Source organism: Rheinheimera sp. 1928-s, from assembly GCF_029269265.1.
Taxonomy (GTDB): Bacteria; Pseudomonadota; Gammaproteobacteria; order Enterobacterales; family Alteromonadaceae; genus Pararheinheimera.
On the sequence record NZ_JARIXP010000003.1, the window covers coordinates 441,449 to 456,951 of the forward strand.

General features: G+C 50.0%; 14 protein-coding genes. 6 read left to right on the forward strand and 8 right to left on the reverse strand.

Annotated elements, in window-relative coordinates:
• Positions 1 to 248: 248 nt before the first annotated feature.
• From P3C17_RS09730 to P3C17_RS09745, 4 genes are all read right to left on the reverse strand, one after another.
• Positions 249 to 1,202 (reverse strand): D-2-hydroxyacid dehydrogenase, encoded by a 954-nt coding sequence (locus tag P3C17_RS09730; protein WP_300929256.1) that lies wholly within the window; start codon positions 1,200 to 1,202, stop codon positions 249 to 251.
• A gap of 78 nt (positions 1,203 to 1,280) precedes the next feature.
• Positions 1,281 to 2,240, reverse strand: coding sequence for a polysaccharide deacetylase family protein (locus tag P3C17_RS09735; RefSeq protein WP_300929257.1), 960 nt, complete (start codon positions 2,238 to 2,240; stop codon positions 1,281 to 1,283).
• On the reverse strand, positions 2,240 to 3,223 hold the full coding sequence (locus tag P3C17_RS09740) for a polysaccharide deacetylase family protein (protein WP_300929258.1): 984 nt from the start codon (positions 3,221 to 3,223) through the stop codon (positions 2,240 to 2,242). Before P3C17_RS09740 ends, P3C17_RS09735 begins: the two co-directional genes overlap by 1 nt.
• A 33-nt stretch (positions 3,224 to 3,256) precedes the next feature.
• Positions 3,257 to 3,946 (reverse strand): isochorismatase family protein, encoded by a 690-nt coding sequence (locus P3C17_RS09745; protein WP_300929259.1) that lies wholly within the window; start codon positions 3,944 to 3,946, stop codon positions 3,257 to 3,259.
• A 241-nt stretch (positions 3,947 to 4,187) separates the two neighbouring features.
• On the opposite strand from P3C17_RS09745, the gene P3C17_RS09750 reads away from it, so the two are divergent.
• The 6 genes from P3C17_RS09750 to P3C17_RS09775 all read left to right on the forward strand — a co-directional run bounded on the left by P3C17_RS09750 (position 4,188) and on the right by P3C17_RS09775 (position 11,356).
• Positions 4,188 to 5,177 carry a hypothetical protein gene (locus tag P3C17_RS09750; RefSeq protein ID WP_300929260.1) on the forward strand — a complete coding sequence of 330 codons (990 nt, stop codon included), beginning with the start codon at positions 4,188 to 4,190 and terminating at the stop codon, positions 5,175 to 5,177.
• A 26-nt stretch (positions 5,178 to 5,203) separates the two neighbouring features.
• On the forward strand, positions 5,204 to 5,695 hold the full coding sequence (locus P3C17_RS09755) for a flavin reductase family protein (RefSeq protein WP_300929261.1): 492 nt from the start codon (positions 5,204 to 5,206) through the stop codon (positions 5,693 to 5,695).
• Between the two features lie 77 nt (positions 5,696 to 5,772).
• Positions 5,773 to 6,447: a hypothetical protein gene (locus P3C17_RS09760; RefSeq protein WP_300929262.1), complete on the forward strand. Its 675-nt coding sequence runs from the start codon at positions 5,773 to 5,775 to the stop codon at positions 6,445 to 6,447.
• 25 nt (positions 6,448 to 6,472) lie between these two features.
• The gene (locus tag P3C17_RS09765) at positions 6,473 to 7,123 is read left to right on the forward strand and encodes a glutathione S-transferase family protein (RefSeq protein ID WP_300929263.1); all 651 of its coding nucleotides are present in this window, start codon (positions 6,473 to 6,475) and stop codon (positions 7,121 to 7,123) included.
• A 458-nt stretch (positions 7,124 to 7,581) separates the two neighbouring features.
• Positions 7,582 to 10,227, forward strand: a complete 2,646-nt coding sequence (locus tag P3C17_RS09770; RefSeq protein WP_300929264.1) for a TonB-dependent receptor — start codon at positions 7,582 to 7,584, stop codon at positions 10,225 to 10,227.
• Between the two features lie 145 nt (positions 10,228 to 10,372).
• The gene (locus P3C17_RS09775; protein ID WP_300929265.1) at positions 10,373 to 11,356 is read left to right on the forward strand and encodes a LysR family transcriptional regulator; all 984 of its coding nucleotides are present in this window, start codon (positions 10,373 to 10,375) and stop codon (positions 11,354 to 11,356) included.
• A gap of 145 nt (positions 11,357 to 11,501) precedes the next feature.
• Here P3C17_RS09775 and P3C17_RS09780 read toward each other — a convergent pair whose 3' ends face one another.
• The 4 genes from P3C17_RS09780 to P3C17_RS09795 form a co-directional block, all read right to left on the reverse strand.
• Positions 11,502 to 12,392: a DUF4437 domain-containing protein gene (locus P3C17_RS09780; protein WP_300929266.1), complete on the reverse strand. Its 891-nt coding sequence runs from the start codon at positions 12,390 to 12,392 to the stop codon at positions 11,502 to 11,504.
• Positions 12,393 to 12,507: 115 nt separating this feature from the next.
• Positions 12,508 to 13,146, reverse strand: coding sequence for a 3-isopropylmalate dehydratase small subunit (gene leuD / locus P3C17_RS09785; protein ID WP_300929267.1), 639 nt, complete (start codon positions 13,144 to 13,146; stop codon positions 12,508 to 12,510).
• Entirely contained in the window at positions 13,143 to 14,549 is a 1,407-nt protein-coding gene (locus tag P3C17_RS09790; protein ID WP_300929268.1) for a 3-isopropylmalate dehydratase large subunit, read from the reverse strand. Before P3C17_RS09790 ends, leuD begins: the two co-directional genes overlap by 4 nt.
• On the reverse strand, positions 14,549 to 15,478 hold the full coding sequence (locus P3C17_RS09795) for a hydroxymethylglutaryl-CoA lyase (protein WP_300929269.1): 930 nt from the start codon (positions 15,476 to 15,478) through the stop codon (positions 14,549 to 14,551). Before P3C17_RS09795 ends, P3C17_RS09790 begins: the two co-directional genes overlap by 1 nt.
• Positions 15,479 to 15,503: the final 25 nt, after the last annotated feature.

Genomic DNA, 15,503 nt, shown 5'->3' on the forward strand with positions numbered 1-15,503 from the left:
CCCCATTCTTTCTGCAAAATACGGCTGAAAGTACTGAGTCAACTTGCTGCTGCCTGTTAAAGCAACTGATATTATCAAGCTAGTCGATGTGATAGTCGTAAAAACTATTCATTCCGTTATCCATTCACGACAAGGCCACTTTTACCGCTATGCAGTGAATGCCCCACCAACACATGATCAATTTATGACTCATGGAGCCTGACATCGCATGAAAATCACAACATCAATGACTGATGTTGGCTCTCAACCTACACCACCCTATTTAACCTCTCACCCGCGGTAAAACTCTGCATATTGCGGCCAATGATAGTGATTAAATCCTGCTGGGCTTCCTGACAGGCCCAGGCGATATGGGCGGTGATTTTCAGGTTGGACAGGCCGGTATTCAACAGAATATGGTCGGCTGGGGGTGGTTCTTGCTCTAAAACATCCAGCACAGCGTAGCCAATTTGGTTGGTTTTTAATGCATGCAGTAACGCCTGGTTATCCACCAAAGCGCCGCGGGCTGTGTTAATCAGCATGGCGTTTGGCTTCATTTTGGCAAGTGCTGCAGCATTGATTAACCCCACAGTGTCCGGGGTTTGTGGGCAGTGCAGGCTGATCATGTCGGAGCTGGCCAGCAGCTCGTCAAAGCTGACACGGCCGGGGCGAATGTGGCTGGCGCCGGCATGTTCGCTGATGATCACTTTCATCCCAAAGGCGAAAGCAATTTTTTCTACCCCTTTGGCCAAAGCACCGTAGCCGACTACACCCAGAGTTTTATCCGCCAGTTGGTACATCGGATTGCCCAGTACACAAAAGCTGGAGCTTTGTGGCCACAAGCCCTGTGCTGTGTTTTGGTTATGGTGTTCGGTTTGGTTGTAGTACGCCAGTATTTGCGCAAACACATATTGCGGCACTGTATGGCGCGCGTAGCCTGCCACATTGGTTACTGCTATGCCCAATTCCTGCGCTGCTTTTAAGTCGATATTATTGGTACCAGTAGCGGCGATACAAACCAGTTTCAGCGCTGGTAACTGCTTTAAAGTATCGGCACTCAGCAGCACTTTATTGGAAATCACCACTTCGGCATCGCGGCAGCGCTCTGCTACCTGATGAGGCTGAGTCATACCAAAGCAGGTCAGGCTGCTGGCCTGCTGCTCGATAGCGGAAAAGTTGATGCCCGGGCTAAAGGTGTCGCGATCCAAAAATACCGTTTTCATAAAACCTGTGCTCGCCTGAAAGTACTCGTCTGAAGATGAAAATAAAAGCCCCCTGGTACGGCAAGGGCCTGCTGCAGTTTACTCTGACTGCCCGCTAAAGGCGGAATAAATCTCGCTGCCCGATGCCAGCCAGATCTCCGGTTTACTGCTGAGATAAGCCAGCAGCTGTTCGAAATAAGCGATGCGGTGCGGCTGCCCCAATAACCAGGGATGAATATTCAGTGCCAGCATACGGCCACCATAGTGCTCTGCTTCCGCCAGCAACAGGTCGCAAGCGTCACAGACTTGCTGCAAATAAGAGGTCTCAGAGTGCAGATTATTTTGCAGAATAAACTGATCGTCCAGCTCGGTAGAAAGCGGAATATTCAGCAGCGGCTTGCCATGTGGCCCCAGATGTTGCGGGTTAAAAGCATAAGGTAAATCATCATTCACCCAGTCGCCACAGTACTGAATACCGTTGTTCGCCAGATAAAGTGCGGTGTTTTCACTTTGATTTTGCGCCGGGCTAAGCCAACCGGTGACAGGCTGACCGGTGAATTCACGTAATACCGACAGTGATTTTTCAATTAAAGCCGCTTCGTTATTGGCTTCGGCCTGAGCACTATTGCCCCAGTGAATCGAATCCATATCCCAGCCGTGGCATAAAATTTCGTCGCCACGTTGTGCCAGTTTATGCAGTAACAAAGGGGCCTGTTCCGCCAGCCGGCTATTGACGGAAAAAGTCGGTTTGATGCCGTAGTGGTCCACTGCCTGTAACAAGCGGAATATACCCACACGGTTGCCATAGTCACGCAAACTGTAATGGCGCAGGTCAGGGTATGGCATGGTCATGCCGCCCGGCACTTTGAAGGGTTTACCCTTTTGATCCATTGGGAAAAACTGCACACTGATGTTCAGCCAGAGTGCCAGCTTTTTGCCTTGGGGCCAGACGATGTTTTTGCGTTGATGCAACATAGACCAGGGGTAAAAGCTATGGTCCATGCCATAGTGGCGTTCTGGGTATTGCATATAGTCTAGCGGCAGGCTTTTATCTGTCATCAGGCTTTTACTCCTATAGCTGCATGCTGCTCAGCTATGTTGTGCACTGCTGCACCGTAATAATGCTGCAGGTAATAGTCGGCAATTTCGCGCCCCGTGGTCACCCACACATCAGGATGGCTGGTAATGTAGTCCAGCGCTTCTTCAAAAGCTTTTAACCTGTGTGGGCAACTCACCTGATAATTGTGAGTTGGAATACACATCACAGTGCCCGAGGTACTGCCTTCCTGATAGAGCCGATCAAAGTTTTGTTTCAGCATTTCACCGTAGCGGCGCGGCTCGACTTTATTCACCACATAGGCAATGGTGTCGTTCATTTCCAGCGAATAAGGAATAGAGACAAAACGTTTGCCGCTGCGGGTATGAATAGGGGTTGGCTGGTCGTCGTGGAATAAATCGCAGGTGTAAATGCCGCCGGTTTCTTTGCCCTGCCAGAGCCCGGATTCTTTGCCAAAGAGTTCAGTGCCTACTTCGGCAAATAAATCTAAGGTTTGTTCTGAATGCGACAGCGCCGGTGCCAGATAACCAGCGCAGTGCTGGCCTGTGTGCTGGTAGATGGTCAACATAGAGTCGCGGATCATCTCGCGTTCTCGCTGCTCCGTCATGCCGTAGGTGTAGCGGGTGTTGTAAATGCCGTGGCTGAAAAACTCCCAGTTGCGCTCTTTGCACATTTGGATAATTTCTGGGTGATGTTCACACAAGGCAGTCGACAGCGAAATGGATCCACGGATACCATATTTGTCCAGCAATTGCATCTGGCGAATATGCCCAACTCTGTTGCCATAATCGCGAATCCCATACCCCTGAATAGCAGGGTAAGGTTGTGGCCAGGCGGCCCGATACGGGTTCGCTGGTGGGTTAAGTTCATAAAACTCAATATTCGGCGCCAGCCAAAACGCCATTTTGGCGCCGTTGGGCCACTGAATTTTTGGCCGTCTTTCATCATAGGGCCAATAATCATAAAACTGAGGATTTGCTTTCATGGCTTGTGCTTTCCTGACCTGTGCTTCCGCGGCTTAATCGGCAACGTGATTGGACTCGTCTGCACTGCCATTCAGCCAGGCAAACACAGTATCGACCTCTTCCACGTCAGCGTATTTGAGCAGCAAATCGGTCAGGTTAGCGAAGTGGTAGCTTTCGTGTTTATCGGCCACACACTGCTCAGGCACTATGGTGCGATAACCACGGGATAAGGCATCGACAGCAGTGGCGCGGATACAACCTGAAGTAGAGCCGCCTGTCAGGATCACCGTATCCACCTGATGCCAGACCAACAAGGATTGCAGCTGGGTTTCAAAAAAAGCCGACGGCATTTTTTTCAGGTAAATCATATCTTTGCTTTTGTCTATTTCTAATCTGTCGTCGAATTCAGCGCGGCGTGAGCCAAATTTAATATTCTGCAGTGAATCTTCGGTATTAGTTCGGGTGCCCCAGATACCGGCGTCGCAGGCATCGTCCATATAAGCTACATGAGTCCAGACCACGGGCCAGCCTTTATCGCGAAACAGTTTGGTCAGCTCGTTCACATAATGCAGCTGATGCGGGTCGGTTTCGTAGGCGGTTTTGTATTCACCGACACAGGTATAAGCTTTTTGCAGATCGATATTCACCAGCACGGCTTTTTTACCGAAACCAAACTTTTTGCGGGCAGGATTACTTTTTACGTCCGCATAAATTTCTCTGGCAGTTTTTGATGACAGTTCCATGGTTATTCTCTCCATATGACGGCTCAGTCTGTATTAAACGCTGCACTGACGGATAAATCAACACAAAAGAAGCATTGATATAGCATTATATCTAATATAGGATAATGACAACTTGAGGTGATGGCACTGCAGGCTGGGCCGGGAAGCACAAATTCTTTCGTCACGCACTGAAGTCAAAGCACAAAACCAGTACGGGCCTGTTCACAGGCTCAGGCAAAGACGGATAAACAGAGAACTCACTATGCCAGACAATAAACACAGTAGCGAGCAACAACCCAGTAAATTTCAACAGGCTATTACTGGCGAATGGCATGGTTTGCCTTCAGTCTTTGACGCAAACGGCAGCCACACCGGATTTAATAAGGTAAACCGCGCCAGCGTGTTTGAAGGCGATAAAGTCACCTACTGGATGGAAACGGATTTTCAGAACGCCGGCCCTTTGCGTAACCGCTTTGATACCGCAGGCGCCCGTTTTGAATTTGGCGTGATAGATTCCGACAAAGACCGGATTTATTGCGGCCCTGACTTTGTCGGGGCAGGTAAACCTTATGGTTTGCTGGTGGATTCCAACTATTATTCGCCCGGTTGGAATACAGACTTACGCACTGTGAATCTGATCCTGCCAGAGCATGGCCTGCAAGTGTATTCCTCTCAGTTGTTCGAAGCCGATACGTTGGTTGCGGTATTTAACGGCCTTTATGTGGTCACTCAGGACCACGCCAATAACCCGAATGAACAACAAAAAGTGGCGGACTTTCTGGCCGCAGAGCGCAAAGCCGCGATAAAGCCTTTTATTCTGCCGGTAAAAGAAGCAGGACAATGGACAGGCACTTTTGAGGTCTACGACAACAAACAGCAGCGTCTGGGTCAGACCTATATTGTGATCGACTACCAGCCGCTGAATCTGCGCAGCGCCGAAGTCACAGTCCGCATGACTGGCACCATTGAACGTACTTTCAGCTACAAACGATCGCGGGTGGATGCAGTTCATACCTTTGAAGGCCCGGACGTGTTCGGCAATGGCCGTGCCTATGGCCGTTATTTGTGGAGCACTCAGCACTTTTATGGTGAAGCATTTAAGCTGAAAAGCCGCGACACCCTGATTAACGACAAGTTCGATCTCTGTGGCATCTGGCAGTTTTACCAGTCCAACGATGAGCAATATACCTGCTTTGGTGTACTGGATTGGACGCCGGGTGCCAATGTATTAAGCGCTAAATACATTAAATAACTCTGTAGCTTTTTATCGGAGCCCATATGAGCCAACTGCAATTTGACCCCAGTGATTTTCGACAGGCACTGAGTAAATTTCCGACCGGCGTTACCATAGTGACCACCAAAAATACTCAAGGTGAAAAAATTGGAGTAACGGCCAGCAGCTTTAACTCGGTGTCGCTGGATCCGCCTCTGGTGCTGTGGAGCCTGAAGAAACAAGCCCGCTCCATAGATTCCTTTGGTGAAGGCAAACACTTTGCCGTGCATGTGCTGAGCGAGCATCAGCAGGAATTATCCAACCAATTTGCCCGGCAAGGGGTGGATAAGTTTGCCGATTTAGCGCTGGATGAAGGAGTGGCCGAAGTGCCACTGCTCACCGATTACAGTGTGCGTTTTCAGTGTGTCTGTCAGCATCAGTACGACGGAGGTGACCATGTGATCCTGGTAGGCCGGGTGCTGCAGTATGAAATCAGTGAGTGTAATCAGCCACTGCTTTTCCACTCAGGCAGTTACGCCAAAGTGGTACAAACCTGAGCACAGAGCAAAAAATTATTTACGGCTACCTCTCGGGGCATGCCTTTCCTTTCATTTAAATATCAGTAGTTTATATTATGGCCGAAACTTATTTACTGTTAAAACTGTTGCACATTGTGCTCTTTGTCTATTGGCTTGGCGGTGATTTAGGCACCTTTTACGCATCGCGTTTTGTAGCGAGGGAAGGCCATAGTGCCGAACAACGCTTAACCGCGTTGAAAATTATGATGGGTGTAGATCAGGGACCCCGTATTTGTATGGCACTGATCTTAGGGCCTGGCATTCAGATGGCTTATAACACCGGCTTAATGCCTATTCCTGCCTGGGCTATGGTCGCCACCTGGCTGATCTGCCTGTATTGGCTGGCGATGGTACTGGCTATTCATTTTGGTCATGACAAAAGTTATCTGCCCCTGCTGACCCGCATAGATTTTAGTTTCCGCCTGCTGGTGATTGTGGCCTGTCTGTATTTTGCCGTTCAGTCATTGCTCGGCGACAAATCGCTGATACTGATGGACTATCTGGCCTGGAAACTCATTATATTTGCTGCACTGGTGGCCTGTGGTTTAGGGATCCGGATGGCGCTAAAGCCTTTTGGTCAGGCTTTTATGACCATGCTGCAGCAGGGGCCGAACCCGCAAGTGGACAGCGTGATTAATGGCTGTCTGGCCAGAGCCCGCCCTTTTGTCTACCTGATCTGGCTTGGCTTGCTGCTCAATACCGCTTTGGGTATGCATTTAATTAATCCCTGAACAGGCTGACTAAAAGGAGCTTCTCATGCAGTTATTAAGCAGCGATTTTTCGCCTTACTCCACCAGAGTGCGAATTCAAATTCGCAAAAAGCAGCTGCTGATCAGCATAGCAGCACCTGTTAACCCGGCGCTGCGCACGCCGGAATTTGGCGACAAATACCCCTTAGGCAAAATTCCTGTGCTGGTGCTGGATGATGGCAATAGTCTGAGTGAATCCTGGGCCATTATGGAGTATCTGGAAGCCAGCTTTCCCCAGATCAGTTTACGCCCGGCTGATGCCTTGGGCATTGCCCATATCAACATGCTGGCCCGTTATGCCGATCTGCATCTGTCACCGGCACTGTTTCCTATATTTATTGCTCTGCTCAGCAGCAAAACCATTGATACACAACAAGAAATAACCAGACTGCAACAAGAGCTGCAAAAAGGCGAACGACTGCTCACAGCACTGCCCCCCTTCCGGCAACGGAAGCTCACTATTGGTGACATTGCACTAGCAACCAATCTGTTTTTTGCCATTGAAACTCCGCGCTTATTTGGCTGCGAGCAGATTTTGCAGCCTTACCCTCTGTTATCTGACTGGTGGCAGTGGGTGAATGAAGATGCAGAGATCCGGCAAGGCATAGCCGAAATGAACACAGCCTTGCAGGGTTTTATCGCCAGTAAACAAGGTTAATACCAGCTCTCGCCAAATCTTTGTCACAATACAACATGGCCTGCTACCAGCTGTTACATAAAATGGTTGTGACAGCTCTTTCTTTCGCTGTCAGTTTCCAGCATATTGGGTGCCGAATACGACCTGCATCAGACATCAGCGGATACGTCTCCTTCAGCTCGTATTTTGTCCAAAAACCACTCAATTCCTGCTTTTTGAAGCTCGCAAAAACCCTGCTTTTGCACTGCTCTTGAATTTTTTTTCAGAAAAAGTGATCTTTTTTTGAAAATTTAATTCATTCAATTTCAATGAATTACAACAAAATTCAGTCGTTTTGATCTATTGGTATATCATTATATTTGTTTTAATATTGCATCAATATAACAAAGTATGTAGATTAAAACGGCATCAGGTTGTTTATTGAGCAAACACATAAAAAAACGAGCCGAATGGGACATTTTCACTTCAGGAGTGGGAGCATGCACAACAAGAAAAAACTTAGTCTGGCGATAGCAGCCTTATTTGCTCAGGGAGTACATGGCACCGCCATGGCTCAGCAGGAGAGTGCAGAGGGGCAGGAAGCTACAATTGAACGGATCCAGGTGAAAACCCGGAAAATCGCTGAAACCATCGAAACCATTCCTTTAGCTATCTCTGCGGTCACATCACAACAAATTGAAGAAAAAGGCATTCAGGATACTGCAGATGTCGCCAAACTGATTAACGGTTTAACCTTCGACATTGGTGCTGGCCCTAACGACACTCGTCCTACTATTCGTGGCCTGACCATAGACCGTGGTCGTCCGAACGTTGCAGTACTGATTGACGGTATTGACGTCTCTTCCGAAACCATGACGCTGTCTGGTGGTGGTATGACAGCAAATATGAAACTGCTGGATATGCAGCAGGTGGAAGTGGTCAAAGGCCCGCAAAGTGTTAACTATGGCCGCAGTGCTTTTGCCGGAGCTATCAACTATGTGACCAAAAGACCTGGTTTTGATACTCAAACCAAAGTGGATGTACATCTGGCACAAGATAACACCCGCGATCTGGCTGTGGCCTTAGAAGGTGGGCTCACCGACAAGTTGGCGGCAAAAATCAAATTGATTGATTCCAACAGCGACGGCCAGTATTCCAACCCAAACAGCGGTGATCGGCTTGGAGGTTCTGAATCTCAGGGTGCTGCGCTTTCGGCCTTTTACCTGCCAACCGATGAAATTTCTGTGTATTTCCGCGCAGAGCATTCAGATGAACATTATGGTCAGCGCCCGACTTTTAGCATCCGCAGTATGCTGCCGGAAAATACGCCAGGTAACATCTTTGGCACAGGTTCAGTGAACACTGCCCAGGGCGCGGTGATGTTGCCTTACGCCTGGGATGCAAATGGCCAGGGTGTTGACTGCGCATCAGCCTACGATTATCCCTACTGGAACTCTTTTAACAGTATTATCACCCGCATGGGTTATGCAGTGCAGCCAGACTGCCGCGCTATGGTCAGAGGCACCATCACAGGTGATGCCAGCCTGATCGACCTTTCGCTGAACCCTTTAACAGGGGAAGATTACACAGGCACTGACATTAAAAACAGCCGTGCTTCACTGGAGTATATCTGGTCAAGCGATGGCATAGAGTTCAGCTCTGTGACAGGCTATACCAAAAGCAAGTCGGATATTCAGGAAGACTTCGACAAAACCAATTATTCTTTGTATGCAGCGCCAAATCTGGGGCCTGGTTCCTGGTCGCAATACGGCTTCCAGGCTGATGTCAATACCGCCTTTGAATTGGAACAGTACAGTCAGGAGTTTCGCTTAAGTGGTGAAACAGGATCCGTCAATTGGGTCACCTCGGCTCTGCTCTGGCAAGAAGACATGAAAACAGCTTTTGGCACCCAATTCTGGTTACGGGAAGGTGCACACGAGCCCACTGTGATAAGTACTTTAGCCCGCTCCCCTTTCACCAGTTTTATCAAAGACATCAAAAATGCGCCTCTGCCTGACGGACAAAATGTGGTCACCCCTTTGACCAGGGATACTAACCACTGGTCTGTGGCCGCTTTGGTGAATTGGGCTATCACTGACGACCTGAATCTGGGCTTTGAAGGCCGTTATCTTGATGAAACCATCGACTACACAGGTAATTCCGACAACCGTACTTACGATGCCTTTATGATGGATAACAGTGTGATGTTCGACCCGGTCACCCAGACGATGGTGCCAAATCCGGCTTATCACACCTCAAACAGCATTGGTAATACAGCTTTCCTGCCACGCGCCAGTATCGACTATCAGGTGAATGAAACCGTCTTTACCTACGCCTCTGTCTCCAAAGGCTTCAAACCCAGTGGCGTTGCAACCACTGATGCCAACGGCGACGTGAGTGATGGTGTGTACAAACCAGAAAAACTCATTGCCTATGAAGTAGGTGCCAAAGCCTATTCACTGGAGAACAATGCCAGCGTCAATCTGTCTGCGTTTTACTGGAAATACTCGGATCAACAAACTCCCTTTACCCTGACCAATGCGATGGGACTGGCGGTTGTGTCGGTGATTAACGCCGGCGAAAGTCAGGTCAAAGGTATAGAGATGGAATCAGTATGGCAGGTCAGCCATAACTTCCGTCTGTCCATGGCGTATTTGTACTCGGATGCCAAATACACTGACTTTAACCTGACCACTATTCTGGCAAACGCTGATCTGGCTGGCGCCAAAGTCAGTGACGTCGACAAGATGATTGCCGGTAATGCAGAAGCAGATTTTTCTGGTCAGCCTTTACCTTTGTCGTCTAAACACTCCGGAACCATCACAGGCCGTTACTCCTTTGATGTGGGCGGAGCCGCCAGCTTTGTTGAATTGTTTGGTCAGTACCGCTCTGAGCGTAACGTGGAGCGTGCCCAGCATTCTCAGTTACCCGCTTACTGGGAATGGGATCTGTCCGCAGGTACCCAATATCAGTCCTGGCTCGTCACCGCTTACGTCGAAAACCTGTTTGATGATGACAAGATTAAATCTGCGGTCGGTAACGTAGACTTTGGTTTCTTCCCGAATGGCCAGTCTGTGCCTTATGCCGTAGTGGCAACTTTGCCACAGCGCAGAACTGCTGGTATCCGTATCAGCTACAAGTTCTGATCCAGTATTTCGTGACTGTGTGACTGTGGCATTCCCTCTGAGCACCAATACTAATTGGTGCTCTTTTTTTACATTAAATCGTTGATTTTCAGGTAAGTTTTATGGTTGAAATGGTTAAAAAACCGACACTGCTGTGTAGGCTCAGATGACCCCTCTGTTTCCAAAAGGCCGGTTAGCCTCCCGCATCGGCACCTTTCGCCAACTGGAAATTCTGTTGGCTGTTGCAGAAACCGGCGGTATTGTCGCTGCAGCCGAACGCCTGCATCTGAGTCAGCCCAGTGTCTCAATGCAAATGCGTAAGCTGTCTGACGGCATTGGCCTGCCGCTTTACGAAATGGCGGGCAGACGCATTACGCTGACCCATGCCGGTGAAATGGTAGTGGCACATGCCAAAGAAATTTTTGAGTGTACGGATCGCTTAGAGACATCGTTACGCCAACTGCAGGGCGCGCTGATCGGCAAGCTCAGTATCGGCATAGTCACTGCCGCCGAGTATTTAAGCCCACATTTGCTTGGCCCTTTCTGTCGCCGTTACCCGCACATCGAGCTGTCACTGCAATTTGGCAATCGCAAAGAGATCCTTGAACGTATGCAGCACAATCTGGATGACCTGTATATTTCTGGTTACCCGCCCGAAGAACAGGGCATGGCAGTGACCTCTATGGGCGTCAATCATCTGGTGGCTATTGCTGCCCAATCACACCCACTGGCCGCCAGAGCAACGTTAAGCTGGCAAGACGTTGCCAATGAGCTATTTATTCTGCGTGAAGCTGTATCCGGCACACGCATAGCCACAGAAAAGCAATTAGCCGCGCTAGGCTACAGCATTGATAAACACATTGTTATAGCCAGCAACGAAGGCATTAAACATGCGGTGTTGGCCCGCATGGGCATTGCGATAGTCCCGGCTTTAAGCTTGGACCATGGCCAGCAAAAAGATTTGGTGCAACTGCCCATAGCAGGGTTTCCGCTAACAGACTACTGGTATGTGGTACACAGGCAGCACAAAGATTTTTCGGTCATAGCTCAACTGTGCCGGGATTATTTGCTGGGTGAGGGTAAAAATATGGTGGAGGACGCTACCCGTTACTGGGAAGACCATCAGACACCTAAATTACCGACCCGTTAGCCCGCTCCGTTGAAGGAAGCTAACCAAAAGCCGGTTCTATACTCAAGTAACCTGAAGTTGCAGAGCGGCGACACGTGCGTGAGAACCTGGGCATAGTAGCCCCGCCGCAGTCAACAAGGCTGCGGCTTTAGGTACTATGGGTGTATTAGGTGTAATAGGGATCTTTCATCGGGCCCACTGAACGCGAGCGTACAGGCTGCAGTGGTACCGGAGCCTGAGTACCAGGGTAAGCAGGACCCCAGTTTACCGGGTCTCCGTGCATTTCCATCCTGGCATTGTCGGTATACCAATCCACCAGGCGGCCATCACAACGTAACAACCAAGTGGTGCCTTCCGGACCAGAGCGGAAATCACCGTGACGCACCAATGCAGGCCGGAAGAAATACACACCAGGCCACTGCTGACCAAAGTTAAACTCAAAAGAACCTTGTAAAGTGTAAGCCTCTTCATACACAGGGTGATGCGCTAATGGATGCTCCACCCAACCTGGCTTGGCCCGGATCAAACGGGTATAAAAATCGGTTTTTTCGTCGCGGAACAGCAATTTGATAAAAAGCCCCGCCACTGGGGTTCCTCCGGCGGAAAAGTCCATCGGGCTGCCAATTTCAACAGGGATCCAGTCCATTTTGTCACTGTGTTTGATCACCAGTTTTTGATCTGGTCGCACTGTGTCTTTGCTTTTGTCCGCAACGTCAAACTGCCAGTCACCAAACTCGCGGAAATACAGAATTTCGGTGCCGGCTTTCACCGACAATTCAGGGCACAGCACACCCACAGGGGTGCACCAGTAGCCACCTTCCGTCAGCAGCTCATCACCAATACGAACTTCGCCGCTAAGCACATACCATTCGGTTTGCGCTACATGCACACCAGCGGGTCTGGTCCAGTCTGTGTCAAATAATACCTTGGCAGAGACAGAGCCATCCTCTTCGTCATAACTTAAGTGACGCTGGCGTGCTGAACCAGTACCACCCACCAGTTCCGACGGATGCCAGATCAAATCTTTTTCATCAACCATTTCTACATGCGGACGCATACCCTTCCCCTTAAACTTATTGCCCTATCTATTAGCTTCTATACTAACCACAGCAGTAAGCTGTGGAAAAATAGTGAGTTTTTATTACTCATATAGCCAAATCTCTATGTATTGCTTACCCGGCCACATCAGTTGGCAACTCAAACAACCAGTGGCGGCGCTTTTGATAGTCCGACTCAAATGCTGCAATACTGTCAGCACGTTTCAGCGTTAAACCTATCTGATCCAAGCCGTCCAGTAACATGTGCTGACATGCCTTGGCGATGACAAATTCATACACTGTGCCATCCACGCCGATCACCTGACGGTGCGCCAAATCAATGCGGATTTGATGCTGTTGCGGGTCCTGAATTTGTGCTGCCATCGCTGCTATCACTTCGTCAGGCAGGGACAGCGGCAGAATGCCGTTGCGAATACAATTGCCATAAAAAATGGCACCAAAGCTGGGCGCGATAATGGCGCGGATTCCATATTCGGCCAAAGCCCACACCGCATGTTCACGCGACGAACCACAGCCAAAATTTTTTCCCGCTAATAAGATACTGGTGCCCTGATAAGCTGATTGGTTCAGAATAAAATCCGGGTTGGGTTCACGGCCGCCCACCTGGGTATAACGCCAGCCCGCAAACAAACCTTCACCCAGACCTTGTTTGGACACCAGTTTCATTTCCCGCGATGGAATAATAGCGTCGGTGTCAATATTGGTACGCAGCAGGGCCGCAGCAACTCCGGTATGAGTTATAAAAGGTGTCATGGCAAATAGTCCCTTGGGTCCGCTATCCGGCCCGCAATGGCCGAAGCTGCTACTGTGACAGGGCTGGCTAAATGAGTTCGGGTTTCCGGCCCTTGCCGGCCCTCAAAATTGCGATTGGTACTGCTAATGACACGTTTTTGAAAACCAAAATTTTCGCCACCGGCAAAAAAGCACATAGAACAACCAGGTTCACGCCATTCAAAGCCAGCGGCGATAAAGATCTGATCCAGCCCTTCGGCCTCCGCCACACGTTTGACCGCTTTGGAACCGGGCACACAAATGGCTTTCACCCCAGCAGCCACTTTGCGCCCTCGCAAAATAGCTGCGGCTTCGCGCAAATCGCTGATGCGGCTGTTAGTGCAGGAGCCAATAAAGGCGGCATCAATAACCAGACTGGTCAGCGCCTGACCTGGCTGCAGATCCATATACTGATAAGCACGCTGATAACTGCTCTGGTCGCTGCTGGCTGATTGTTCCGGCATCACAGGTACAGTGCCTGTGACAGCGCAGGAATGCTGTGGACTGGTGCCCCAACTGACGACAGGTGCCAGTTGGCTGCAATCCAGACTCAGTTCTTTGTCAAAACGGGCATCGTGATCACTGAACAACGTATCCCAGTGCTGTTTCGCCTGCAGCCAACTATCGCCTTGTGGCGCATAAGGTTTGCCTTCGATGTAGTCTAATGTTTTGTGATCAGGCGCAATCAGGGCGGTAAAGGCGGAGAACTCCACCGCCATATTGCACAAGGTCAGACGCGCTTCAATACCCATTGCATCAATAACCTCACCGGCAAATTCAATGGCATAACCTGTGCCACCTGCAGCGCCATACTGCGCAATCAGCTGCAGTATCACATCTTTAGCTGTGACTCCGGGCTCGAGTACTCCTGTCAGGTTCACCCTCATGGTTTTTGGTTTTTTCACCACCAGCGTATTGGTTGCCAGTGCATGTTCGGCTTCACTGGAACCGACGCCCCAGGCCAAAGCCCCTAAGGCACCTTGTGAACAGGTATGGCTGTCAGGGCAAATCAGGGTGCAGCCTGGTTGCACTATGCCTAATTCAGGCGAAATCACATGCACTATGCCTTGCATAGGATCATCGATATCAAAGAGCCTGATACCTGCGGCCTGACTGGCTTTGCGGGTCGACTGGATAAATTGCTTACCACTGGGCACTAGCGTCTCGTCGGTTCTACCGCTGTGGGTGTCCACTATATGGTCCATGCTGCAGAACACTTTTTCCGGATTAAGCACAGGACGGCCTGCGGCCACCAGACTTTCCAGAGCAACGGAGCCGGTGCGTTCATGCAAAAAGATACGGTCGATATACAGCAGTGACAGACTGTCTTCTAACACTGTCACTTCGTGATCGGCCCATAATTTATCGAATAAGGTTTGTGCCATCAGGTGATCTCCAATCCTTTGGGTAAACCAGCCAATGGGGTAAAACCGTACAGTTCTGTGCCTGGCATGGCATAGGCAAACAACTCGCGGGCGGCACATAAAGCAGCAAAGTTAATACCGGTTTCCAGTCCCATAGACTCCAGCAAAAACACCAGGTCTTCGGTCACAATATTGCCACTGGCACCAGGCGCTGCCGGACAGCCACCAATGCCGCCCATAGATGCATCCACTGTGCTAATGCCCATATCGATGGCTGCCAGTGCGTTAGCTAAACCCTGGCCACGGGTATTGTGCAGATGCACACCGCAGAGCTTGTCCTTGCCTACGGCAGACCACACCTTAGTGATCAGGCGGCGCAGCTGAACCGGATGGGCACTGCCGGTGGTATCCGACAGCCCCACTTCGTGACAACCGGCGGCAAGCGCCGCTTCAGCCAGTTGCACCACCAAAGATTCAGAGACCGGCCCTTCGAGGCTACAGCCAAAGGCGGTCGACAGGCCCACTTCAAAATGCGGGCGCTTAGCAACAGGCAGGGCATTCACCAATTGCGCAATACGGGCAATTTCTTCAAGCATTTGTGCATGGCTGCGTTTCACATTACGCAGACTGTGGGTTTCGCTGACCGACAGCGGAATGCTGATTTTATGCGCGCCTGCGGCAATGGCATGTTCAGCGCCGCGAAAATTGGGCACCAGCACCGCTATCTGTAAGCCGTCAATAGTAAGGCCGTGAGCTACCAGTTCAGCCGTGTCAGCCAGTTGCGGCAGCACAGTGGCAGGCACAAAAGAGCCAACTTCAATTTCCCGGATACCTGCTGCGGCCAGTGCCGTGATCCACTGTTTTTTCGCAGCAGTTGGCATAATGGTGGCAATACTTTGCAAGCCATCGCGTGGCCCCACTTCACTGATCAAAATGTCTACGCCACTCATGTATTTTCTTCACCCCTGCAGCAAA

Excerpts from the sequence above, each read along its gene's own strand:
- P3C17_RS09795 (WP_300929269.1), bottom strand. The coding sequence starts at position 15,478 with ATGAGTGGCGTAGACATTTTGATCAGTGAAGTGGGGCCACGCGATGGC.
- P3C17_RS09745 (WP_300929259.1), bottom strand. The coding sequence starts at position 3,946 with ATGGAACTGTCATCAAAAACTGCCAGAGAAATTTATGCGGACGTAAAA.
- P3C17_RS09755 (WP_300929261.1), top strand. The coding sequence starts at position 5,204 with ATGAGCCAACTGCAATTTGACCCCAGTGATTTTCGACAGGCACTGAGT.
- P3C17_RS09765 (WP_300929263.1), top strand. The coding sequence starts at position 6,473 with ATGCAGTTATTAAGCAGCGATTTTTCGCCTTACTCCACCAGAGTGCGA.
- P3C17_RS09735 (WP_300929257.1), bottom strand. The coding sequence starts at position 2,240 with ATGACAGATAAAAGCCTGCCGCTAGACTATATGCAATACCCAGAACGC.
- P3C17_RS09750 (WP_300929260.1), top strand. The coding sequence starts at position 4,188 with ATGCCAGACAATAAACACAGTAGCGAGCAACAACCCAGTAAATTTCAA.
- P3C17_RS09730 (WP_300929256.1), bottom strand. The coding sequence starts at position 1,202 with ATGAAAACGGTATTTTTGGATCGCGACACCTTTAGCCCGGGCATCAAC.
- P3C17_RS09790 (WP_300929268.1), bottom strand. The coding sequence starts at position 14,549 with ATGGCACAAACCTTATTCGATAAATTATGGGCCGATCACGAAGTGACA.
- P3C17_RS09780 (WP_300929266.1), bottom strand. The coding sequence starts at position 12,392 with ATGCGTCCGCATGTAGAAATGGTTGATGAAAAAGATTTGATCTGGCAT.
- P3C17_RS09740 (WP_300929258.1), bottom strand. The coding sequence starts at position 3,223 with ATGAAAGCAAATCCTCAGTTTTATGATTATTGGCCCTATGATGAAAGA.
- leuD (WP_300929267.1), bottom strand. The coding sequence starts at position 13,146 with ATGACACCTTTTATAACTCATACCGGAGTTGCTGCGGCCCTGCTGCGT.
- P3C17_RS09770 (WP_300929264.1), top strand. The coding sequence starts at position 7,582 with ATGCACAACAAGAAAAAACTTAGTCTGGCGATAGCAGCCTTATTTGCT.
- P3C17_RS09760 (WP_300929262.1), top strand. The coding sequence starts at position 5,773 with ATGGCCGAAACTTATTTACTGTTAAAACTGTTGCACATTGTGCTCTTT.
- P3C17_RS09775 (WP_300929265.1), top strand. The coding sequence starts at position 10,373 with ATGACCCCTCTGTTTCCAAAAGGCCGGTTAGCCTCCCGCATCGGCACC.